The organism is Sediminibacterium roseum (genome assembly GCF_009939005.1).
In the GTDB taxonomy this organism is placed as follows: domain Bacteria; phylum Bacteroidota; class Bacteroidia; order Chitinophagales; family Chitinophagaceae; genus Sediminibacterium; species Sediminibacterium roseum.
This window is the reverse complement of sequence record NZ_JAACJS010000011.1, coordinates 136,080-159,598: the sequence shown is the minus strand read 5'-3', so window position 1 is coordinate 159,598 and position 23,519 is coordinate 136,080. Positions and strand designations below refer to the sequence as shown.

19 protein-coding genes are annotated in these 23,519 nt (G+C 50.1%); 17 read left to right on the top strand and 2 right to left on the bottom strand.

The window, feature by feature from the left end; translation table 11 throughout:
- The first annotated feature begins 23 nt into the window (after positions 1 to 23).
- The 17 genes from GWC95_RS05970 to GWC95_RS05890 all read left to right on the top strand — a co-directional run bounded on the left by GWC95_RS05970 (position 24) and on the right by GWC95_RS05890 (position 20,133).
- Positions 24 to 968, top strand: coding sequence for a methionyl-tRNA formyltransferase (locus GWC95_RS05970; protein WP_161817780.1), 945 nt, complete (start codon positions 24 to 26; stop codon positions 966 to 968).
- Positions 969 to 1,008: 40 nt separating this feature from the next.
- Positions 1,009 to 1,668: a phage tail protein gene (locus GWC95_RS05965; RefSeq protein WP_161817779.1), complete on the top strand. Its 660-nt coding sequence runs from the start codon at positions 1,009 to 1,011 to the stop codon at positions 1,666 to 1,668.
- A gap of 579 nt (positions 1,669 to 2,247) precedes the next feature.
- Complete coding sequence (locus GWC95_RS05960) at positions 2,248 to 9,282, top strand: YDG domain-containing protein (protein ID WP_161817778.1); 7,035 nt, start codon at positions 2,248 to 2,250, stop codon at positions 9,280 to 9,282.
- Between the two features lie 39 nt (positions 9,283 to 9,321).
- On the top strand, positions 9,322 to 12,255 hold the full coding sequence (locus GWC95_RS05955) for a gliding motility-associated C-terminal domain-containing protein (protein ID WP_161817777.1): 2,934 nt from the start codon (positions 9,322 to 9,324) through the stop codon (positions 12,253 to 12,255).
- 17 nt (positions 12,256 to 12,272) lie between these two features.
- Positions 12,273 to 13,292, top strand: a complete 1,020-nt coding sequence (locus GWC95_RS05950) for a PorP/SprF family type IX secretion system membrane protein (RefSeq protein WP_161817776.1) — start codon at positions 12,273 to 12,275, stop codon at positions 13,290 to 13,292.
- Between the two features lie 835 nt (positions 13,293 to 14,127).
- On the top strand, positions 14,128 to 14,814 hold the full coding sequence (locus tag GWC95_RS05940; protein ID WP_161817774.1) for a helix-turn-helix domain-containing protein: 687 nt from the start codon (positions 14,128 to 14,130) through the stop codon (positions 14,812 to 14,814).
- A gap of 140 nt (positions 14,815 to 14,954) precedes the next feature.
- Entirely contained in the window at positions 14,955 to 15,113 is a 159-nt protein-coding gene (locus GWC95_RS05935; RefSeq protein WP_161817773.1) for a RebB family R body protein, read from the top strand.
- An 80-nt stretch (positions 15,114 to 15,193) separates the two neighbouring features.
- Positions 15,194 to 15,523: a hypothetical protein gene (locus tag GWC95_RS19590; RefSeq protein ID WP_202630232.1), complete on the top strand. Its 330-nt coding sequence runs from the start codon at positions 15,194 to 15,196 to the stop codon at positions 15,521 to 15,523.
- 72 nt (positions 15,524 to 15,595) lie between these two features.
- A complete protein-coding gene (locus tag GWC95_RS05930; RefSeq protein WP_202630231.1) occupies positions 15,596 to 16,177 on the top strand; it encodes a RebB family R body protein in 582 nt (193 codons plus the stop codon).
- Positions 16,178 to 16,245: 68 nt separating this feature from the next.
- Entirely contained in the window at positions 16,246 to 16,476 is a 231-nt protein-coding gene (locus GWC95_RS19725; RefSeq protein ID WP_161817772.1) for a RebB family R body protein, read from the top strand.
- A 160-nt stretch (positions 16,477 to 16,636) separates the two neighbouring features.
- On the top strand, positions 16,637 to 16,924 hold the full coding sequence (locus GWC95_RS05920) for a RebB family R body protein (RefSeq protein ID WP_161817771.1): 288 nt from the start codon (positions 16,637 to 16,639) through the stop codon (positions 16,922 to 16,924).
- Between the two features lie 66 nt (positions 16,925 to 16,990).
- Positions 16,991 to 17,269, top strand: coding sequence for a RebB family R body protein (locus GWC95_RS05915; protein ID WP_161817770.1), 279 nt, complete (start codon positions 16,991 to 16,993; stop codon positions 17,267 to 17,269).
- A gap of 98 nt (positions 17,270 to 17,367) precedes the next feature.
- Positions 17,368 to 17,646: a RebB family R body protein gene (locus GWC95_RS05910; RefSeq protein ID WP_161817769.1), complete on the top strand. Its 279-nt coding sequence runs from the start codon at positions 17,368 to 17,370 to the stop codon at positions 17,644 to 17,646.
- Positions 17,647 to 17,719: 73 nt separating this feature from the next.
- Positions 17,720 to 17,998 (top strand): RebB family R body protein, encoded by a 279-nt coding sequence (locus tag GWC95_RS05905; RefSeq protein WP_161817768.1) that lies wholly within the window; start codon positions 17,720 to 17,722, stop codon positions 17,996 to 17,998.
- A 41-nt stretch (positions 17,999 to 18,039) separates the two neighbouring features.
- A complete protein-coding gene (locus GWC95_RS05900) occupies positions 18,040 to 18,378 on the top strand; it encodes a RebB family R body protein (protein WP_202630230.1) in 339 nt (112 codons plus the stop codon).
- A gap of 157 nt (positions 18,379 to 18,535) precedes the next feature.
- Positions 18,536 to 19,357: a hypothetical protein gene (locus tag GWC95_RS05895; protein ID WP_161817767.1), complete on the top strand. Its 822-nt coding sequence runs from the start codon at positions 18,536 to 18,538 to the stop codon at positions 19,355 to 19,357.
- Between the two features lie 80 nt (positions 19,358 to 19,437).
- Positions 19,438 to 20,133: an endonuclease/exonuclease/phosphatase family protein gene (locus GWC95_RS05890; protein WP_161817766.1), complete on the top strand. Its 696-nt coding sequence runs from the start codon at positions 19,438 to 19,440 to the stop codon at positions 20,131 to 20,133.
- A gap of 124 nt (positions 20,134 to 20,257) precedes the next feature.
- On the opposite strand, the gene GWC95_RS05885 is transcribed toward GWC95_RS05890, so the two are convergent.
- A complete protein-coding gene (locus tag GWC95_RS05885) occupies positions 20,258 to 21,607 on the bottom strand; it encodes a DUF6055 domain-containing protein (protein ID WP_161817765.1) in 1,350 nt (449 codons plus the stop codon).
- Between the two features lie 204 nt (positions 21,608 to 21,811).
- The gene (locus GWC95_RS05880; protein WP_161817764.1) at positions 21,812 to 23,497 is read right to left on the bottom strand and encodes a sodium:solute symporter family transporter; all 1,686 of its coding nucleotides are present in this window, start codon (positions 23,495 to 23,497) and stop codon (positions 21,812 to 21,814) included.
- Between the last annotated feature and the right edge of the window lie 22 nt (positions 23,498 to 23,519).

Genomic DNA, 23,519 nt, shown 5'->3' with positions numbered 1-23,519 from the left:
ATTGTGTTGATAAAAGAAATTACATGCGGGTACTTGTGCTCACCAGCACAAAATATTCTTTGGCAACATTGATGGAATTGCGGAAGCAGGATCTCCTGGCAGCGTTGATGGTACCGGATAGAGATGAGGAAGAAGTGAATTCGGTCAGGGCCTGGAGTGAGGCGCAGGGTTTACAAGTGATAGCCTGCAAAAAAGAAAATTTTTCGGCAACGCTGTTCGAAACATTGTCTCAGACAGCGGTCGACATAGCGATCGTGTTCGGTTTCCCCTGGAAGATCCCCCCCTCGGTTTTGAATTTTCCACCACACGGTTTTTTTAATGTGCATTTCAGTGTATTACCTGCTTACCGCGGGCCGATGCCTTTGTTCTGGCAGTTGCGCAACGGGGAAAAGCAGACGGGTGTGACCATTCACCGCATAGACGAAGGTTTTGATACCGGCGGCATTGCATGCAGTGTTACGCTTCCTGCCATACAGGGCGAAACACTTGGAATGTGTTCTTCAAGATCCGGCATGGCTTCAGTAAAGCTTGTTACCGGGTTACTCAATTCAGTAGCTAACGCAGGCTTGCGCTTAACCGCGCAGGATGAAACAAAAGCATCGTACCATACGAGGCCCGGTAACGATGCGCTTGAAATTGATTGGAACAAACATGATTCAAACGAGATCCAACGAATCGTGAATGCATGCAACCCCAATTTTCATGGCGCATTAACATGGCTCAACGGCATGCCGTTGCGCATACTGGAAGTTTCTCCTGCCGAAGCACCCGATTACCCGGGGCAGGTTGCCGGTACCGTTGTGCATGCGGATATCAACCATGGCGTGTTTGTGATCTGTAAAGACCGCAAAACAATACGCATACTCGTGGTTCAGATCCCCGAAGGCATCATCAGCGGTGGAAAGTTATCTGCATTGGGCATTGGCATAGGCGCACGTTTTGGTACTGCTTTGCAGCAGAAAAAGTAATCTTTTCATTCAATTATTTTTTTAACCAAAATCATGCTTTATGGAAGCTTATGTAGGAACAATTATGCTATGGCCCTGTAACTGGGTACCCGATGGCTGGCTGGCTTGTAGCGGCCAAACACTAACCGTTAACGGCAACCAGGCGCTTTTTTCATTGATCGGCGCCATCTATGGCGGCGATGGTACCAGTACTTTCAAACTGCCAAACCTTAATGGACGCGTCGCAGTTGGTGTAGACAACACCACCCAATTCCAGTTTGGTAAATCGGGCGGTAACGCAAACAATCCGGTTTCGTTCAGCGGAATGGGTGTGGGAAGCGTTACACTCAACGCCAGCCAGATGCCGCAACACAGCCACGCGGTACCAAGTTTGCCGATGATGGTAAATCTTCCGGCGTATGCGGGGGGAGATGCCGACCAGAGTGCACCTCAGACCACCTCTGTGTTTGGTGTTGGAAACTATACTGATGGCGTTGTCAATTACCCTGTGAACGTTTATTCCTCAAATACGCCCGACACTACGATCTCGGCTAAAGGAACCACGTCCAGCGGTGGCGTTACGGGCAGCGCGGGTAACGGGCAGCCGGTTGTGATGCCGGTTGACCTCAGCAAAGCCGGCGGCGTATCTACAGCGGTGCAGCCCTGGGCGGCGCTTACTTATATTATATGCCTGGTAGGCTACTATCCACCACGGCCGTAAAATATATTTGTGCGGAGCTGCATCACCATTTAAAAGGTTATGCAGCTCCTTTTTTTTTCCGGGAACCAAAGAATCCGCCGGCCGGAGCTACCTGCTTATTGGCGAAATAATTATAACCTGTTTATTTTCAATGGATAAAAGATCAGGGCGATTAATCAACATTAAGAAGTGTTTAAAAGACCCAGTTGCATTAATCGGGATATAAAAAAAAATCTTATTATTGCGCGAATTCTCGTGCGGCCTGGAAATGTGATCTGAAGAAAAGAGAATGATCTTACGTAGCTGTTCATGTCCCCCCGACTTGCTAGGCTCTAGGCCCAAACACGAAGTTTTACAGGCTTTAGCACTTATTAATCAATTTTATTGAACTGTCTACGTATGAAAACACGTACACTCATTTTCCTGCTTTTAATCTTATCATGCTCACATCAAGTCTTTTCGCAGTACACGGGCACGCAGGCTAAAATCGCAACGGCGGCGAACGCGAACTTTAAGCTTGCGACCCCGATCAACAGTTCGGTCGAATTCCAGCTCGGAGGTTCCTTCTTCAAACTTGTTATTGATGCCACCAACTCACAGATGAGCTTAAATGTAACCGGAACAACGGGAGCAAGCATTAGCGCCAACCTATATTTCGATATTATTTTCTTAGGCGGGAATTTCGGGCAATTGACTTCGGTCACAAAAAATACTGGCCTCTCTACGAGCGCCGGTGTTGCTGCATTTACCGCCACCGTACTTAATAACACCACCATCAGGCTTTCGAACGGAGGTTCTGCCTTTGTCAATACACCAAATAACGGCTCGATTGTATGGGATATTTCAGCAACAGCAGCAGCAACACCAACCCTTGTTACCACCGGCACGCTTAATGCTTTTGCCACCTGTGCGGGCACTGCCTCATCAGAGCAATCGTTCACTGTGTCCGGCGCCGATCTTACAGCCAATCTAGTAGTGACACCACCAACGGGTTTTGAAGTATCCACTTCATCAGGCACCGGTTTTGGTTCCTCTGTTTCACTTACACCGTCGAGTGGCTCGGTGTCAACCACTACCATTTATACCAGGATGAGCTCGTCTGCAACCGGAACGCCCTCCGGTAACATCACCGTATCTTCAACAGGTGCAACAAGCAAAACAGTTGCCGTGAGCGGAACAGCCAACGTTGTTCCGACCATTACACTGGGTACGATCAGCAGTGTTGCCGGCGGCGCAACTTCTTTCAACCTGCCTTATAGCACAACAACGGGGTCGCCCGATCAATACTCCGTTGCAACAGGTTCTCCAAACGCGATGGGCAGTTTTGCAGCGGTTACCAACCAGGCTTTGGGTGCAAGTCCCGTAGCCATCACCATACCATCACCAGACCCCGGTACCTATAATTTTGACCTTTCGCTGAAGAACAGCACTACGGGCTGTGTATCTGCAACGGTGCCGTTTACGCTCAACGTAACCACCGGCGTTTCCTCGATCAACCGCGTTACGGCAAGCAGGACCAATGCAACGAGCCTGAGTTATACGGTTACCTTCGCGCACAGCGTTACCGGTGTGGATGCAAGTGACTTCACCCTGGTTAAAACCGGCACCGCAGATGGAACCGTGGGAACGCCAACCGGGTCGGGTACTACGTGGACGGTTCCCGTAACAGGCATCTCCGGCGATGGAAACCTACGGCTCGATTTTACAAGCCCTTCAGGTATTACACCTGCTGCGGGTGCATCTTTTACAAGCGGGCAGACCTACAGCCTCGACCATACCGCGCCCGCAACACCAACAGGTTTCAGCGTTGCGGCGGGCGACCAGCAGAACGTGGTCAAATGGTCCGCTAATATAGACGCCGATCTCAGCGGTTACAATGTTTACGGCGGAACCACTTCTTCACCGAATACATTGCTCACCACGGTAACATCGGGTACCGTTTTTACGCATACCGGTCTTACAAACGGTACCACCTACTATTACCGCATCTCCGCAGCAGACGACCTGGGAAATGAAAGCGCTAAAACATCGGATGCAAGCGCAGTTCCAAAAGCTGCGCAGACAATCACTTTTGGTGCGCTTGCAGGTGCAACCTACGGCGATGCAGACATTGATCCGGGCGCAACGGCCAGTTCGGGACTAACGGTTTCTTACCAGTCGAGCAACCTGAATGTTGCAACGATCGTGTCGGGCAAGATCCACATAACAGGAGCAGGTACCACAACCATCACCGCATCGCAACCCGGTAACACGAGCTACCTGGCGGCAACGGATAAGACACAGGATATTGTTGTGGCGAAAAAAGACATTACGATTACACTCAACGCCACGCCCACCATTACCAAAGTATACAACGGTTCAACAACCGCCTTGCTTGCCGACGCCAACTTTACGTTCAACACAGTGGTGGGAAGCGATGTGCTCACCGCTACGGGAACGGCAAATTACGATACCAAAGACGTGGGTACGGGAAAAACGATCACCGTAAACAGTTTCGTTTTGGGTGGCGCACAAAGAAACAGCTACAACGTTACCACCACCTCGGCAACCGTTAACGGGAACATCACTGCAAAACCCGTTACACTCACGTTAAATGCGGCACCAACGATCACCAAGGTATACGATGCGTCCCTTACCGCTACACTGGCCGCAGGCAACTATGCACTGTCGGGTATAGAAAGCGGCGACGCAGTAACCGTGAGCGGAACGGCCGCCTATGATACAAAAGATGCAGGCAACAGCAAAACAGTTACGGTAAACAGTTTTGTGCTGGCAGGTGCGCAGAAAGACAATTACACATTATCTACCACCACAGCGAATGTTGCCGGCGTAATCACAACAAAACCTGTTTCGGTAAGCCTGAACGCAAGCCCGCTGATCACCAAAACATACAACGCACAAACAACGGCAACGCTGGCATCCTCTAATTTTTCCATAACAGGAATTGAAAGCGGCGATGTGGTAACAGTTTCGGGAACATCAACATACGATACAAAAGATGCAGGCAGCGGCAAAACGGTTACAGCCGGTACTTTTGTGCTTGCCGGTGCACAAAAAGATAATTACAGTGTAAGCAACAGCACCGCAACCACTACGGGAAACATCATCACGAAAAACATTACCGTTTCGTTGAATGCAACGCCCGTTATTACAAAAGCGTACAACGGAACAACAACAGCAACATTGGCCGGCGGCAACTACAGCCTGAGCGGTATTGAATCGGGCGATGCCGTAACCGTAAGCGGAACAGCAACCTACGATACAAAAGAGATCGGTACCGGTAAAACCATTACTGTAAATGGTTTCGCACTGGCGGGCGCGCAAAAAGACAATTACAACCTGACAACAACCACTGCAACCGTTAACGGAAACATTACGGTTAAGTCCATTACGCTGACATTGAGTGCAACACCAACCATCACCAAAACGTACGACGGATCGGTATCGGCTACACTCGCAGGCGCCAATTACGCACTCACCGGCGTGGAAAGCGGTGATGCGGTAACGGTGAGCGGAACGGCAAGCTACGATACAAAAGATGCAGGCAACAGCAAAACCATTACGGTAAACAGTTTTGTTTTGGCCGGCGCGCAGAAAGACAATTACACACTTGCTACCACAACGGCAAACGTTGCAGGTGTGATCACAACAAAAGCAGTGACTGTTTCATTGAATGCATCGCCGGCGATCACGAAAGTATACGATGCCTCAACCACTGCTGCACTGGCTTCATCTAATTTTTCTTTAACAGGAATTGAAAGCGGCGATGCGGTAACAGTGTCGGCAACCGCAAACTATGACACGAAAAATGCGGGGGCAGGTAAAACGATCACGGCGGGCAGCTTTGTGCTGGCGGGTGCGCAGAAAGACAACTACAACGTATCAACCACCACCGCAACCGTAACGGGTGCCATCACTGCAAAACCCATTACGGCAACATTGAATGCCTCGCCTGCCATCACCAAACCATATGATGGTAACACCGACGCAACAACGGCTGCATCCAACTTTTCACTTGCGGGTGTGGATGGTGGCGACATTGTGACGATAAGCGGAACGGCCACCTACAATACAAAGACCGCGGGCACTGGAAAAATTGTTACGGTATCGGCGCTTGCATTGGCAGGCGCGCAGAAAGACAATTACACAATTGCCGCAGGATCTTTAACAACAACAGGAACGATCACTGCAAAACCGGTTACCGTAACGGCCGAAGCAAAATCAAAAACATACGGAGCTACCGACCCGGCTTTAACCTATACCACAACACCGGCATTGGTTACCGGTGATGCATTCAGCGGCGCATTAACACGGACGGCGGGAGAGAATTTTGGAACGTATTCCATTTTGATCGGGTCGCTGGCGCTTTCAACCGACTATGCAGTGAGCTACGTTCCTGCAGATCTTACCATCGGCAAAAAAACAATAAACGTAACGGCTGAGGCAAAAAACAAAACCTACGGAGATGCAGATCCTGCCCTGACCTATACATTTACGCCGGCGCTTGTTTCCGGTGATGCTTTCAGCGGGGCATTGACAAGAGCAGCAGGCGAACATTTCGGCACGCATACGATACAGCAGGGATCGCTTTCGCTTTCGTCTAATTACACCATCAGTTATACTTCTGCGGATCTTACCATCGGTAAGAAAACGATCAACGTAACTGCGGGCGCCAAGAACAAGGCATACGCGGATGCAGATCCTGTGTTCACCTATACGTCAACGCCGGCGCTTGTTACAGGCGATGCGTTTACCGGTACGCTTTCGAGAACACCGGGCGAAGCTTTGGGTACTTACCCGATACAACAGGGTACGCTTGCACTTTCGTCCGATTATACCATCAACTATACCCCCGCAGATCTTACCATCGGCAAGAAAACGATCAACGTGAGCGCCGACGCGAAAACGAAAGTTTATGGAGATGCGGATCCATCATTTACTTACACCTTTACACCCGCGCTGGCCACAGGCGATGCATTTTCGGGCGCGCTTTCCCGCACGCCGGGCGAAGGGCTCGGTCCACATACGATCGACCAGGGCACATTGAGCCTGCCGGGCAATTACACCATCGCATATACATCTGCCAATCTCAACATCACCGTTTCGCCAAATGCAAACCTGAAAAGTATTGTACTAAGTACAGGGCTGCTTGCACCGGTGTTCAATGCGGCCACAACGGTATATACTGCTACGGTGGGTAGTACGGTTACATCGATAAAGATCAACCCGACACCGGAGTTGCTTGTGTCAACCATACGGGTAAACGGAACGATCGTTCCGGGCGGAACATTCTCAGGCGATATACCTGTTTCTGTGGGCAACAATGCTGTTACCATAGCTGTTACGGCACAGGATGGCATCGTTGTAAAGAACTATTATTTAAATGTGGTACGACCTGTTTCAAACAATGCCAGCCTTACATCCCTGGTGGTATCGGCAGGAGCGTTCACACCTGCGTTCGATCCGGATGTTAGAAATTATACGATAGCCATCGCCGAGAATGTTTCTTCGGTGGCATTTACGGCAACCGCTGCGGAGATCGGTTCCACCATCAAAGCAAACAACAATGTTGTAACCAGCGGCGCCTATTCGGTTGTGCCTGCCACCGGCGATGTTTCAACCCTTTCACTGGATGTAACCGCAGCGGATGGCGTGACCAATAAAAACTACGTTGTTTCTTTTGTAAAACCGGTTACTACCTGGTCGCCTGCTTCGGGCGATGCATGGACAACAGCGGGCAACTGGACAAACGGCGTTCCTGACAACACCAAAAGAACAGTGATCACAAACCTGCTTCCATCGCCTGTTGTGCGCAGCAACCAAACAATCGCAAACATTACAGTGAACAGCGGTGCAGCGGTGCAGTTATCTGGCGCCGACCTGCGTGTTACGGGCAATATGGTAAACAACGGAACATTTACCGGAACGGGCAACCTCGTGTTCAATGGAACTGCGGCGCAAGGCATCAGTGGCAGCGGCAGTATGCACCATTTTACAGGCGCAAATGCAAACGGCATTGCTATTGCTCCGGGAACGGGCAATACGCAGCATGTAACAGGTGTGCTTACCATGAATGCGGGCACGCTTACAACCGGCGACAACCTTGTTTTGAAATCTACCGCGGCAGGAACAGCAAGCGTAGCGCCGCTCGCGCCCGGTACGGTGATCAGCGGGCAGGTTACGGCCGAGCGATGGATGCAGGCGCAGCGCGGTTACCGCACGCTCGCACACCCGTTCAATACACCACTTCCGCTGAGCCAGCTCACAGATGATTTTGCGATCAGCGGCAGCGGCACAGGGTTTGTTTCGGGACTCGGGTATTCAACCGCTTCCGTTTCTTATTACGATTCATCGGCAAACACAGCGGCACAGTTCAAAAAACCGTTGAGCAATGCACCGAATACTACGTCAACTTTATTATGGAGCGTGGGCAGGGGTATTCTTGCGCTGGTGCGCGGTAAAGGAACCGAAGGGCTTGGCGGCACCTATCCGAATGTAAATGAGCCATCGGCCTTTGCTGCAAATGCAACCGGTGTTCTCAACCAGGGCACGCTGGAATACAAACTCGGCGCAAACGTTTCAGGCACATCGTTTAACCTTGTAGGTAACCCGTATGCGGCGCCGATCAATATCAAATTGCTGAAAAGCAACGGCAATGTTTCACTTGCTTCCAATAGCGGGGCAAATGGTGTTGGGGCTACCATTTATGTATACAATCCATTCAAGAATGCGGGCATCTCCTCCACACCTTCGCAGGAAGTTCGCGGCGGACTGGATGCTTACACAAATGATGGCACCACGGATATCATCATCCCGGCATTCGGTGCATTCTTTGTGCAGTCGAAGGCACCGGGCAACGTGATCTCGTTTACCGAAAATGCAAAAGCAACAAGTGCTTCGCCATTAGCGGTAATGGGAGGGGGCGCTGTTTCAAAACTTACATTGTCTGTTGAAAACAGTAGAGGTTCATGGGACGATATCAAACTGCGGTGGGACAACGATGCACATGCACAGGGCGATGACCGGTACGATGGCGAGAAACTGGCCAATGAATTGCTGGATGCATACACCCTTTCATCCGACGATAAAAAACTCTGCATCGATTCGCGCAGCGATTCATTCAACAGGGAAGAGATCATACCGATCGGTATAACAACAAAAATAGAAGGCGAGGTGTTCCGTTTCCGCATTGCATCCTACAATATGCCTTCGAATGTGCAGTTGACCCTTCGGGATAAGTTCCTGGGAACAGAAACGCCTTTGAACGCGGTTAACGACAGCTATTCGTTTACCATCACATCGGACAGTCTCAGTAAGGGCGACAACCGTTTTGAGCTTGGTGTTGGTTTCAAAAAAACAACAGCGGTGCAGGAAGATGTTTCAGCGGATGTTAAGATCGTACCGAACCCGTTCCGCGACGAACTGGTGGTACAGCTTGGCGTAAGGGCAAGATCTGCGAAGCAGACGCATGTGCGTTTGCTCGACATGACTGGCCGCGTGGTTCGGGTCTTTACCGCAGCACCCAACGCAGCGATCATACGGGTGTATACGGCAGACCTTGCACCGGGTGTTTATTTTGCAGAACTCGAAAACGATGCTGTGAAGGTTACGCGGCAGGCGATCAAACAGAAATAAAAAGAATTGTAACAATTACAAAGAAAGACAGGCCTCACCATGCGAAACAAATTGCTTAAGAGTCTGTTGCTCCTGTTTACGGTTGTGTTGATACAGAACCGCGCAGCAGCACAGATCCCCGACCCGGTTGAAACAGATACGCTGGCGCCGTATGTGAGCACCACCACAACGGTAACGAATGTAACAACATCAAGCGCCCTGGTGGGCGGCAACGTTACAGGAAACGGTGGCGCCGTGGTAACAGAAAGGGGAGTGGTTTATTCAACGACCAACACATCGCCAACGATAGGCGACGGCAAACTCATCATCGGCAGCGGCAACGGCGCGTATTCGCAGGTGCTGAGCGGGTTGCGGGGTGGCACTACTTATTATATCCGCGCTTATGCAACCAATATCATAGGCACCTCTTATGGTGTTGCTACGAGTTTTACCACGGCAAGTGTACCGCCGTTTATTACTACCAATGAAGTATCGGCCGTTACCGGAACGGGTGCAACCGCAGGGGGAGATGTAAGTTTTTCCGGCGGAGCAACGGTAACGGAACGGGGAGTTGTGTATTCCACATCCAACAACCTGCCTACTGTTTCGGATACGAAAGTTTCGATAGGAACGGGAACAGGCGTGTTTTCGCAGGCGCTTACGGGATTGGCAACAGGTACCTCTTATTACTTAAGGGCCTATGCGATCAATGCGTCGGGAACAGCTTACGGTGCGGTTGTGAACTTTACAACCGGTGGGGCAACGGTGAGCTCGGCACTGCCATCGCTGGTTACAACCAACACTGCTGTACTGGGTGGTGAAGTAACGGCGATAGGGGCATCATCGGTAACCGACCGCGGTATTGTTTTGATGGAAGGAACAGGAACGCCAACACTCGCCGATACAAAAATAGCAATGGGCAATGGCTTCGGCGCTTTTTCGCAAACGGCTACGGGGCTCAAACCCGCCACCACTTATTCGGTACGCGCCTATGCCACCAACAGTACCGCAACAAACTATGGAGGAACACAAACCTTTACCACCAAAACCACGTTGCTTTCCATCAATACCACCGGGCAGGTAATCACCAATGCGATCGTGGTTACCTATGCGGTAAGTTTTGCGCAACCCGTTTCCGGTATCACCACCAGTAATTTTTCGGTAACGCATACGGGGTCGATCAACAATCCATACCTCACCGCCATCACGGGTAGCGGAAACGCCTGGAACATTACTTCCTATACAGGTACAGGCGAAGGAACACTGACACTGAATTTTGTGAACGACAATGGCATTTTTCCGCTGGTGAACAATGCTGTTCCCGTGGCCGGGCAAACATTTACCATCGACCGCACAGCGCCTGTTGTTCTGCTGGCCAGCATCCGATCCAACGGCAACGATACAGCATGGGCGAGGAGCGGCGACAGTGTTTATCTTACGTTCCGCGCAAACGAGGCATTGCGGACGCCGGTGGTAACCGTTGCGGGGCAAACGGTTGCGCTCACAGACCTGGGCGGCAATCTCTGGAGAGCGGGTTATCTCACCAAACCAACTGACACAGACGGTATTGTACCGTTCACCATTTCAATAACCGATCTCGCAGGCAATACAGCGGCTACCGTAACTGCGTCGACCAATGCAACACAGGTTGGCTTTGATAAAACAAATCCCGCAGTAAGCAGCATCAACCGCGCGGATGCAAACAATACAAATGCGGCCAGCGTCAGCTTCACTGTTGCTTTTGATGATGTGGTGAAGGGAGTGGATGCAACGGATTTTTCACTCACTACAACAGGCTTATCCGGTGCGGTCATCACGGCCATAACAGGTACGGGTTCGGTATATACAGTTACCGTTGGCACGGGCACGGGCAACGGAACCATAAGGCTTGATCTGAATGCTTCCGCAACGGGCATCACAGACCGTTCGGGCAATGCAATCGCTTCAGGTTTTACAACAGGGCAGGTATACGCGATCATAAAATCACTTGCAACGCCCGTGGTAAAAACGAATGACCCTGCTGCTGTTTGTGCGCCTTCCGTGGTAGACCTTACCGATGCCGCTGTTACGGCGGGAAGCGATCCGGCTCTTACTTACCGCTATTATACCGATGCGGCAGCCACTGTTCCACTATCCAATCCATCGGCAGTGGGTGCGAGCGGCGTTTATTATATTACGGGAACAAACGTGTTCAACCTGTCCTCTGCGCCGGTTGCTGTAACAGTTACGGTAATTACCGTTCAGAAACCGGTGCCGGCGTTTTCATTCGACAGCTACTGCGTAAATGCACCAGTTAATTTCACCAGCACATCTGTAACAAACGGCGCGGTGAACTATACATGGTCAGACAACAACGGGCATGCTGCAAACACGGCTTCCGCTTCGTTCACCTATGCGGCAACGGGCACGTATGCGGTGAAGCTGAAACTGTCATCACAGCAATGCCCTGCAATTGCAGATAGTATCACAAGGCCGATAACGATAGCTGCGCCCACTGCTGCCATCCGCATGCCATTGGTGGATGCGCGCATTGGCGAACCAACGCAGTTGCAGGCGCGCACATTCGGGGCGTCGTATACATGGTTACCTGGTGTGGGTTTATCCAACGGATCGATCGCAAACCCCAAGGTCAGCGCAAATGCAGAACAGCAATACCGCATCGCCATCAAGGAAGCAAGCGGCTGTGTTACTGTTGACACATTGCTTGTGAGGGTGTTTGAAAAGAGCATTTATGTGCCAACGGTTTTCTCACCCAATGGTGACGGAAGGAACGATAAGCTTTTTGTAAATCTTGTAAGCGCGCAGCTGAAGGTGTTCAGGGTATTCAACCGTTATGGTAAAAAAGTATTCGAAACCTCCAACAGCGGAACGGGATGGGACGGCACCTTCAACGGAGTTGCACAACCATTGGATACATACGCCTGGTATGTGGAAGCAATCGATAAGAACGGCAACATTGTTGTTGAACAGGGGGGCATCACATTACTCAGATAAGGCACAAAACAACTGCTATGAAAAAGAACCGTATACTGGCTGTTTATACTTTCATCATGCTGGCGGGTTTTGCGAAACTGCATGCGCAGGATCCGCATTTTTCACAATACTTCGCGGCGCCCATGACACTCAACCCCGCGCTTACCGGCGCCGGCGTAACCGATTGGCGCCTGGCCGGTGTTCACCGCGCGCAATGGTGGGGCTCGTATGTGCCGCCGTTTACCACAACAGGCGTATCGATCGAAAAAAACATCAGTGCGGGGCGCGATACCAAAAGCAATCTCGGTTTTGGCCTCTCGATGGTAAGCGATGCATCGAATGGCGGCTTGCTGAAGAATAATTTTTTCTCATTCGCCGGAGCGTATCATGTAGCTTTTGATGGAGAAGGGAAATCGGTGTTCAGCGGGGGCATCATGGCCACTTATGCAAACCGCATACTCGATGCAGGAAAGTTCCTGTTCCAGGATCAGTATGGAAGCATGGGGTTCCAGCGCGCAACGCCAACCGCAGATCCTGTAGCCGTTCTGTCGAGAAATTACTGGGACGTTAATGCGGGACTTCACTACAGCAACGAATTCACGAAATGGGGATACGATGCAGGCGTTGCCATCTTCCATGCCTCAAGGCCGTCGGAAGGTGTATACAACAATTCAAGCTATTCACTCGATTCGAGGATCAGCGTGCAGGCCGGTGCGCATTTTTACCTGGATAACAAAGACCGTTTTCACGCAAGGCTTCTCACAGAGATACAAGGGCAAAATACGCTTTACACCATTGGCGGTGTTTACGGTATTGCTTTTCTTGATGAAACGATCAGGAGTTTCGATCTTGGCCTCTGGCACCGTTTCGGCGATGCCACCTATCCATACGTTGGCGTTGCAGGAAACAATTGGCAGGCGGGATTGTCTTACGATATTATTTCATCGCAGGTGAGATCGAGTTACAACAGCGTTCAGTCGATGGAGCTTTCTTTCATCTGGCAGTTCAAAGGAAAAAAAGCAGTAGCGCAGGATCGGAGAACCGTGGCTTTTTATTAGAATTGTTTCGGTTCAAAACCCGTCTTTAAAAAACAGGTCGCTATGGCTTCTGATTTGTTTTTATACCAGGCGGAAACCGAATACCGCACGCAACAAAAAGGAAATGCACCATGCATTTCCTTTTTTTTATGTCTTTCTGGAATAGCAGAACAAGGATACCCGCTTCCTCCAGGCCATCATAATCCACATGTTTTGAACAATTCACCTGCCTTCCAAAATTAAATTCATCTTAATTTATGATTTTGGCCATGCCAGGCAAAAGCGGTAACCAGCTCTCTTTCAACCGCTTCCAAAACATACCCGCGTCTACCCAACCTTGCAATCCGCCCAGCACTACACGGGGATAGGATATATATCTGTATTATTATATATTAGTATTTTTAGATACTTTAAGTCCCGATAATTGAAGTACTCCCCGTATCAGGCATCTCTAGGTTCACCCCGGCAGGTGTGTAGCACCAGCTAAACTGTAAGGTCAGTTATTCGGAATGCATGGGCGTTTGTAAGGCGCCTGTGCAATTTTTTGGTTGGTACTTGTAAGCCCCCCTGTTTATTGTTACTCGTATTTTATGAATGGTTTCTGCCGGGGCCGGCGATTTGTTGTCGAATCGCGGGCATGGTCGTCGTTAAACTAAATCCAATCTGTCCTCTATAGCATCAGCTGGCTCAGCGCGCATGTCCTGCCGCCAGCTTGATGCAAACAATACATATAGCCTTTCCCGTTGTGCCAGGCACGATCGGAAAAAACGAAAAGTCGTTCCTGTACACTGTCTACGGGAGCATAATCCAGCATGGGCATAAAGCCGGCTTTGGTGTTCAACAACTCGCGCGGAGCGTGCACCTTAGCCGTGCACAACTCAACCGCAAACTGGTAAAACTACTGGGATGCTCTGCGCTTAAGCTGATCATGGACTACAGGTTCTTCACCGCCAAGCGGCTGCTGCGCGAAACCGACGCACCTGTGAAAGAGATCTCTGCACGATGCGGTTTCAGCAGGCACGGTGCTTTTTGCAGGAGCTTTGTGCTCGAGTTCAGTTGCAGCCCTTCCCATTTCAGGAACCTCAACCGCCGCAGTTACAACGCAGCCTCCCTCACCTGGAGGATCCCGCTTCACGAAACAGACATGCTGTTGCTGCAACAGATGGTTGCTGAAAAAACATGGCTCAACAAACTTTTCGCGACGGTACTCGCACGTATAGAAGATTCGTTCAGCAGTGAGCAGCTGGCTGCAGCAGCGGGACTGAGTATATGCACGCTGAACCGCAAGTTGAAAGAGCTGTTCAACGTAACGCCACAACGTCTTGTAAGAGATATAAAACTGCAGTATGCATGCGAGTTGTTGTCATGCAGCAACGAAACGATTGCAGGTATCGCGTACGAAGCAGGATTTTTTGATCCTGCGCATTTCTGCCGCTGTTTTAAAACAGTGATCGGCAGTACGCCTTCCGATTACAAAGCGTTTAACCCGGTTGCGCCCGTTACACAGCTGAAAAAAATCCTGGTGAACCAAAATGGTAAGTGATTATATGTTTTATACAAAAAAACAGGCATGTGTACATGATACTTTTGAAGAGGAATAAAGAATATGTTTTTACCGGATATGATTGAGGATGAAAACCAGGAAACCGGTTAAAGATCGTTCAAAAAGAAACCGTTCAAACCATGGGATCACTGTCAGCTACGTTCGCAACCATGTCGGCCTCTATCGGGCTGGTGATGCAAAATGCGGCAACCAACCAGCACAACTGTCAGAACATAGCCACGGCTTCAATGACAAAGTGTTGCCAGCTCATCATTGTATTGGGAATGAAGGCGAAATGACGGTGCAGGAAAGGAAGATGGTTTGAGAACACAAACGTGCAAGGATGTAACAATAGTAGATAACACTGAAAAAATGATTTATGCCAAATACCAGTCTTACAACCCTGGACACCGCCATCACTCCTGAGATCATTACAACAGAAGGAGCGGGCAAAGCATACCAGTCTGTTGCGCAGTCTACCGCCATCACCATCCAGGATGCTACAGACAACCTGCGTAACATCAATACCATTGGTGCGACCGTGTTGGGTGTTGCGATGGCCAAGGCACTTGAAAATCCGGCAACGGCATCCCAGTACGATCCGATTATAAAGATGGCGGAGGGGATGGTTTCCCATGCGGCAAGTAATTTCTTAACGATAGGCCAGTATGCTGCGCAGGTATTGGAAGGGTATCCTTCGGGATCGTAGTCCTTCTGCCTGTTGCAGGCAAGGCCAGCTGTAACAACCAAAACCGAATACAAACCATAAAAACAGTACACCATGCCGGACAATATTCTTTACGCGTCGGTTTCTGATATGCAGAAATTGCTGAGCGGACAGGCGAATTCGCAATCGATGGCCATGCTTAACAGTGTGATGGCGGAAACGATAGGGATGACGATGTACAACGCGGTATCTACCCAGCACAATGCGCAGATGTTGAATTCAGCCGCAACAACATCAACCTGTGCGAAGATACTTTCTGTGATCGGGGTTAGCCCGGCGGCACCGGCACCGGCACCGGCACCGGCGCCTTTGCCAACGCCGACACCGGATCCAACGCCAACACCGACACCGGATCCAACGCCAACACCGACACCGGATCCAACGCCAACACCGACGCCAACGCCAACACCAACACCGGATCCAACGCCAACACCGACGCCAACGCCAACACCAACACCGGATCCAACACCAACACCGACGCCAACGCCGACGCCAACACCAACACCGACGCCAACGCCGACGCCAACACCAACACCGGATCCAGCGCCGACGCCAACACCAACACCGGATCCAACACCAACGCCGACGCCGACCCCAGCACCAACACCGGATCCGACTCCGGCAGGCAATGGATAGGTAACGGGAATCCAGGATAGCGGGGCAGCAATAAGAGCATTACATCGAACCAATAAAAAACCAACAAAGTGCCATCATCAGTAAACGATCAGATCACCGATTCGATAACAGAGGTTAACACGGAAACGATTGGCAACTCCGCCGGTGTTGCGATGGGAAATCTTTACCAGGCCGTTTCGCAGGCTTTGGGCCTTGCGGCCTACAACGCAACAGAGGCCCAGCAGCAGGGAAATATTCTCGGACAGGCCGTTACATCGAAAGGTGTTCAGATGATCCTGACGATACCTGCCGGAGCGTAGGGGATCGCCGTAAAACAACAACGCTATATATGCAATTGAGAAAATACATGAATATCCACATCAACGGCCCGCCTTAACCGGCCGGGTTTGCTAAACAGGTTTTAGCAGCAACATTCTGACGATTTTCTAAAAAGCAATATTCAAAATAAAATCAACAACCATGGCAGAATCAACAGCGGTAAACGACCAGATCACAGATTCCATCACACAGGTAAACACCAAAGTATTGGGGGATGCGCCTTCGATAGCGATGGGCAACCTGTTTGTGGCAACCGGGCAGGCATTGAGCCTGGCGGCACTGAACGCCACCAATGCGCAGCAGCAGAACAACATGACTGCGCAGGCATCAACAACAATGGGTATAACAACCTTGTATTCCATCAACACGGGTACAACCGGTGTAAGTGCTTCTGATCTGTTCAAATTACTTGTGAAGAAGTCGTCGTAACCCTTCCAGAAATCAACATACATCTAACATCCAACACTTTTATTCACCATTTTAAAAACTAAAATCATGGCAGAAAACACTGCAGTAAACAGTCAGATTACCGATTCGGTAACACAGGTAAACACCAAAGTTCTGGGCGATGCGCCTGCAATTGCAATGGGCAACCTATTCCAGGCTACGGCCCAGGCATTGAGTCTTGCGGCACTGAATGCAACCAATGCGCAACAACAAAGTAACATGGCTGCACAGGCTACAACCACTATGGGCGTAACCACGCTGTACTCGATCGATACCGCAACGGATGCGGTAGGGGTATCTGATATCCTCGATCAGCTCAACAAATAAACAACCCAGGCCCGCGGGCAGTCTTTGTTCCGCGGTCTGATCATTAAAAACACACAACACACTTAACCAATTTTTATTCATCCTTAACACACAAAATCATGGCAGAAAATACCGCAGTAAACAGTCAGATTACCGATTCGGTAACACAGGTAAACACCAAAGTTCTGGGCGATGCGCCTGCAATTGCAATGGGCAACCTCTTCCAGGCCACATCGCAGGCTTTAAGTCTTGCAGCACTCAATGCTACCAACGCACAACAGCAAAGTAACATGACGGCGCAGGCTTCCACTACGATGGGAGTGACCACATTGTACTCCATTGATACTGCAACCGATGCAGTGGGTACATCCGACATCCTCGATCAGTTAAACAAATAAACAAGGGCGTCCCGGGATGGTATGTTGATATCTCCCGGGACCAATTGTAACCAATCATTCTTAACCAGAAATAATGGCAAACAATACTCCAGTAAACAGCCAGATCACGGATTCGGTAACACAGGTTAACACCAAAGTTTTGGGAGATGCACCGGCTATTGCAACGGGCAATCTCTACCAGGCGATGGCCCAGGCTTTGGGCCTTGCGGCACTTAACGGTACGAATGCGCAACAGCAGAGCAACATGACGGCGCAGGCTTCCACTACAATGGGTGTAACAACGATGTACTCGATTGATACCGCTGCCGATGCAGTAGGTACTTCTGATATCCTGGATCAAGTAAATAAGTAGTTCAACAAACAACATTGTTCACCGATTAAAAATTATCGATCATGGAAACAACTCCAGTAAACGACCAGATAACGGACTCGATAACCCAGGCGAATACGGAAGTGCTTGGCGTAGGCCCTGCTACCGCGATGGGCAATACGTACCAGGCGTTTGCACAGGCCCTGGGTCTTGCAGCGCTTAATTCCACCAACGCGCAGCAGCAAAGCAACATGAGCGCGCAAGCCACCACAACCATGGGTGTGACCACTTTGTACTCGATAGATACCGCTACCGATGCAGTAGGTGTGTCCGACATCTTTGATACACTAAATCCCCCTCCTCCGCCTCCTCCGCCTGTTTATCCAAGCGGCCCGGTTTATCCTGCTCCTCCTGCGAAGTAGAAGGTAAACGGCCACTTCCAGCACAACAAACAAGCATGAGGAGTGCAAACCCTGGGCAATGCCTGGTACGATCTTCTTTAAACAGGATGTACCATGGCATTCCGGGTGTGGGGCCTGTTGTGACCTAACAAAAGTTACCATACTTAAAAAATTTTTTATGCCTGAAGAAGCACAACCAAAACCCGTTGGGCCCTCGCCCTATGCAGCGCCGGATCCTGGTTCAAATCCGCAGGATGGGGCGCTGGCACCATCAGCTGCAACAACACCGGTAACACCATCGCCAGCACCATCAGCACCGGTAACGCCAACGCCAGCAGCAACAACACCGGTAACGCCAACGCCAGCAGCAACAACACCGGTAACGCCAACGCCAGCAGCAACAACACCGGTAACACCATCGCCAGCACCATCAGCACCGGTAACGCCAACGCCAGCAGCAACAACACCGGTAACGCCAACGCCGGCACCAACAACACCGGTAACGCCAACACCAACTCCACCAACACCGGTAACGCCGCAACCCGCGCCAGCAACACCAGTCGGCCCTGTCAACCCGATGCCGCTCCCTGCTTCACCAACCGTGGGAAATACAGCTCAGATCAACCAGATGCGTAAGAACCTGTTGGGAGAAATAAAGGAGTTGAGAAAACAGGTATTGCTCGTTCAGTTGCAGTCGATGAAAGTGATGCAGCAGACCATTCATTCTGTTTTCAAAAACCAGACAACCAAAACAAGCGACCAGATCGCACAGCAGAACGCCGATCTGCAGAAACAGCTGGAAGAAGAAACGGAATCGCTCATCGTACCGCCGGCGCCCGGAAGTACCAATGATCCATCCGTTACCGACGACGGGCAAATGCAGGCATTCACAACGATCGTCATGAACGCGTTAAAGGCAACGGAAGTGGCGGTTGACAATGCAATGGAGGGAACAAAAAGCGTGATGACGGAAGCGCAGAACCTGTTAAAAAATTCCTGAACGCCCCTGCGTTCCGGGTAGCAAACAAAAGCGCCTATAACAAAATGCGCCAAACCTATTGTTAACCAAAATACATCATCATGAATATCATCACATGGAATATGCAGGGATCCAACGCCACCACAGAAAACAAATGGAACGCCGGCGTTAAGAACATCCTGCAAAGCATATCTCCAAGGCCCATCGTTTGCCTGCAGGAATGTGGCAGGGTTCCGCCAAGCGGGCATCACTATACCCGGCTTCCGTTTGCCATCAACGAAGACGAAGTTGATTTTGTAGACGTGTACCAATGGGGCGGAACCCAATATCGTCCTGGTTATTGGGTCTTCATCCATCACTGGGATACCGGTGCCAACAGGGTCAACACCGCCATCGTAACAAAAGTTCCGCCCGATGATTTTGGAACGGGCGTTGCACTGATCCAGCCAACCGGTGAAGTAACATGGCGCCCAGCGCTGGGCATACAGTTAGGTGAAGAATGGATATTCTCTTTCCATGCCATTTCTCCCAACGGCCCCGACGCCCCCGGTTTGATCGACGCTGTGTGGAGATCTTATCCATACTGGTACATCGGGGCAGACTGGAACCAACAACCGGATGACCTCGTGCTGCCTGATGGAATCGTGAAATGTCCGCCTGACCTCAACACGCATTCCGTAGCAAACGCTGTCAACAAGTACGATTACGTTATTCGTTCCGGCGGCGACCAGGTGGTGGGTGCAAGATTGTCGGGGCTCATTATGAGCGACCACTACGCCGTGGGTTACGGGTTTTAATTGCTCCGGAACCTTCATCATCCAGGATGAAAAAAATACCGGCAATCAACCTGGCAATCTGCGAACAAAAAAAAGGCACCGTAAATAAAAGTTACGGTGCCTTTGTATTTTACAATGCATACAATTATTTCGCTTTTACCATCGCCTCATCCGGCGCGGTTCCTTTGAACTTTACCTGGTAGGGCCACTGTTCTTCCAATACCGGTGGTGGGGGTGTTCCATCGGTTGATCTTCTGCGCATGGCGATGGGCCAGTGCTCTGTGGGGGCGCCCATTACAACGAGCCAAAGGTATTCCGTGTTTTTGGGAACCCTGAATTTTGCCTTGCCTTCCGGTTTTTTATTCATCTCGCCGTACACGCGTTTGCCATCTTTCTGATAGGCCACAAAACCATACCGCCATCCTGCCTTGTCTACTTTAACAGCATTGAATGAATCTGTTCCTGCAACACCTTTGAAATCTACTTCAACCTGGCCACCATCTCCAGGAACCTTTAACCTGATGCCGTTGTAACCGTAGTTCTGCGGGCATTTTGCTTTGGCTATTTGGTACCAGTTATCACCTAAGGCATTAAGCGTGGTGAAATGCTGATTTGCATAAGGCCTCGCCACCTGTTCGATCCTTGGCATATCCCAGGTAATGAAACGGCGGCACGCATCAAACATCTCATCGTTGAATTCTTCCTGTGTCTGGTTGGTGAACCGTTTGTAGGTCATAACAGGATCGTCGCCATCCTGCGTGGCACGGAAAAAGTTCCCAAAGAATTCTTTGCCGCGTTTGTTGTGCCAGTATTCAAAAACATAAGGCGAGTGATACGTATTGTAACCGTGCAGAAACGCATAATGCGTGCCTTTCAAAAAATCAACGAGGTGGTAGTTTTCAAAGGTCATCCACTCTGGGTACACCTGCCACAACAGGTATTGCGCAGACATTTCCGATATCGTTCCCCTCGGCCCGCGGCCATTGTCTTTTGATGCGATGTACTGAAACGAATGCCCGAGCTCATGCGCCAATGCACCATACGGTGCTTTGTTCATGCGCGCAGCGGGTGTCCACAGCATGCCCACATTGCCCGTGCCGCCACCAAATGCGGTGCCGCCTTCGCCGTTGATCACGAACAATACCATTTTGTATTTATCGGTAAAAGATTTTCCTTTTACTACAAACTTCAGGTCGTTCACATAAAAATTGTAAAACCGCTCGCACTCGCTCAATGCATCTTTCGGATCGAAACGTTTTTTCGGATCCGCATTCTCCCAGGGCTTATCGCCAAATTCCCTGTGCCAGAAAATAGCAATGTTATCGCCCTGCACCATCCGGTCAAAACTGTAGTCGCTTTCTTTTTTGGTGTAATCGTTTTTTGCGGGGATACGGTAGATCGTGTCCGCCAGCAACAATTCCTTTGGCGCCTGCTGCGCCTTTGGTGCAATGGCGCCGAACATCATTGCTGAAAACAGGACCAGGCATCTTTTCATATTTTTTTGTTGTGTGTAAGATCAAATATATACAGCCAAACCCGGGCGCTATTCTCTTATGTTGATGGGTTATGTGCAGATTTTGACTCACCTGTTTTTGCTTAGTAGCAAGGATGGTTAACGAAGCGGTGCCGCTACCAGGCAAAAAAAAGCGGATCAGTGATCCGCTTTTTTTTATCGTCAATAATACTATACCATACCATTCTACCAAAACCGCACATACAGTGCACTCAGTAAAAGGATCGTTATTACGATCAGCACCAGCACAGAATTGCTGACCTTAAACATACCCTTGTCGAATATGAATGCTTTGGGATTTACTTTCGGTCCGCCAAGACTGATCGCGATCATCAACACAAGTGTAAAGAAGAACGACCAGCCCATGTTGATCAGGAACGGGATCTCGTATCCACCCTTGCCATTAGTGTAGGCAGTATAGAGGATGGTTTCGTTACCCAAAACAGAAGGAGCGTAGTTGTTGAAGAAAACAGACAATGCAAAACCTGCGATCACTCCGGCAACAGCGGCTGCGCCTGTTGTTCTCTTCCAGAACATACCGAGGATGAACATGGCAAATACACCAGGACTGATAAAGCCCGTGTATTTCTGAATGAACGTAAACCCACCTTCGCCACCGATGCCCAGTGTGTCGTTCCATGTGAAGAGGAGCCCGACGATCATGGCAACAAAAATGGTGATCCTTCCGGTCCATACCATTTTCTTTTCTTCCGCATTCGGTTTGAAGTATTTTTTATAGATATCGAGTGTGAAGATGGTGGAAATGCTGTTTGCTTTTCCTGCCAGCGAAGCAACGATTGCAGCCGTTAGTGCCGCAACGGAGAGGCCCTTTAATCCTGCGGGCAGAAAGCCCAGGATGGCCGAGTATGCGCCGTCTTTGCTTCCGCCTGCGAGTTGGGGCAGGTGGCCGTTCTTATACAATACATATGCCGCAATACCCGGAAGCATTACGATCACGGGCATCATCAGTTTTAACAACCCTGCGAAGAGGATACCGGTGCGTGCTGTCTGCAGGTTGGCGCCGAGTGCGCGTTGCGTGATGTATTGGTTGCAGCCCCAATAATTCAGGTTCACGATCCACTGGCCCGCAAAATACATGGCGATACCGGGGAGCACGAGGTATTTGTTGATGGTTTCCTGAGATGCGCCCGGCCCGGGTTTTTCAAGTATCATGTGAAAATGATCCGGCGCTTCTTTCAGTAACGTATTGAAACCTGCAAGCGCATCCTTGCCCAAACCAAACCGTTCACTCACAATCGTAAGCGCCATATACGTTGTTGCCAATCCACCGATGATCAAAACAGCCACCTGTATCACATCGGTATAACCGATCACCTTCATTCCGCCAAGCGTGATGAAGAGTGCAAACACAGCCAGCAATACCATGATCACGTGCAGGTATTCGCCGCCCACCAACCCGTTGATGGCAACGGCGCCGAGGTACAGGATCGAAGTGAGGTTTACGAATACATAAAGGAACAACCAGAATACCGCCATAATCAACGCAACGGTTTCATTGTAACGCTCCTTCAGAAATTGCGGCATGGTAAAGATGCGGTTCTTCAGGTAGATCGGCATGAACCAGATCGCAATAATGATCAGCGCTAACGCGGCGATCCATTCGTATGCGGCAACAGCTGTTCCCACAAAAAATCCTTCACCGCTCATGCCGATGAACTGTTCCGCAGAAATGTTGGAAGCGATCAGCGATGCACCGATGGCCCACCACGTGAGGGAACCTTCGGCAAGAAAAAAATCCTTTGTATTCTCTGATTTTTTCTTTTTGCGCCGGTAGATCCAGATGCCATACCCTGAAATAAGAATGAAATAAATGAGGAACACAACAATGTCAATGGTAGCAAGCCCTTTCATAATGACAGTTTTTGGTTTTGAT

Coding starts and splice junctions, on each gene's coding strand:
- GWC95_RS05885 (WP_161817765.1), bottom strand. CDS start 21,607: ATGAAAAGATGCCTGGTCCTGTTTTCAGCAATGATGTTCGGCGCCATT.
- GWC95_RS05895 (WP_161817767.1), top strand. CDS start 18,536: ATGCCTGAAGAAGCACAACCAAAACCCGTTGGGCCCTCGCCCTATGCA.
- GWC95_RS05960 (WP_161817778.1), top strand. CDS start 2,248: ATGAGCTTAAATGTAACCGGAACAACGGGAGCAAGCATTAGCGCCAAC.
- GWC95_RS05915 (WP_161817770.1), top strand. CDS start 16,991: ATGGCAGAAAACACTGCAGTAAACAGTCAGATTACCGATTCGGTAACA.
- GWC95_RS05910 (WP_161817769.1), top strand. CDS start 17,368: ATGGCAGAAAATACCGCAGTAAACAGTCAGATTACCGATTCGGTAACA.
- GWC95_RS05905 (WP_161817768.1), top strand. CDS start 17,720: ATGGCAAACAATACTCCAGTAAACAGCCAGATCACGGATTCGGTAACA.
- GWC95_RS05935 (WP_161817773.1), top strand. CDS start 14,955: ATGGGATCACTGTCAGCTACGTTCGCAACCATGTCGGCCTCTATCGGG.
- GWC95_RS05955 (WP_161817777.1), top strand. CDS start 9,322: ATGCGAAACAAATTGCTTAAGAGTCTGTTGCTCCTGTTTACGGTTGTG.
- GWC95_RS05930 (WP_202630231.1), top strand. CDS start 15,596: ATGCCGGACAATATTCTTTACGCGTCGGTTTCTGATATGCAGAAATTG.
- GWC95_RS05965 (WP_161817779.1), top strand. CDS start 1,009: ATGGAAGCTTATGTAGGAACAATTATGCTATGGCCCTGTAACTGGGTA.
- GWC95_RS05890 (WP_161817766.1), top strand. CDS start 19,438: ATGAATATCATCACATGGAATATGCAGGGATCCAACGCCACCACAGAA.
- GWC95_RS19590 (WP_202630232.1), top strand. CDS start 15,194: ATGCCAAATACCAGTCTTACAACCCTGGACACCGCCATCACTCCTGAG.
- GWC95_RS05950 (WP_161817776.1), top strand. CDS start 12,273: ATGAAAAAGAACCGTATACTGGCTGTTTATACTTTCATCATGCTGGCG.
- GWC95_RS05970 (WP_161817780.1), top strand. CDS start 24: ATGCGGGTACTTGTGCTCACCAGCACAAAATATTCTTTGGCAACATTG.
- GWC95_RS05880 (WP_161817764.1), bottom strand. CDS start 23,497: ATGAAAGGGCTTGCTACCATTGACATTGTTGTGTTCCTCATTTATTTC.
- GWC95_RS05900 (WP_202630230.1), top strand. CDS start 18,040: ATGGAAACAACTCCAGTAAACGACCAGATAACGGACTCGATAACCCAG.
- GWC95_RS05920 (WP_161817771.1), top strand. CDS start 16,637: ATGGCAGAATCAACAGCGGTAAACGACCAGATCACAGATTCCATCACA.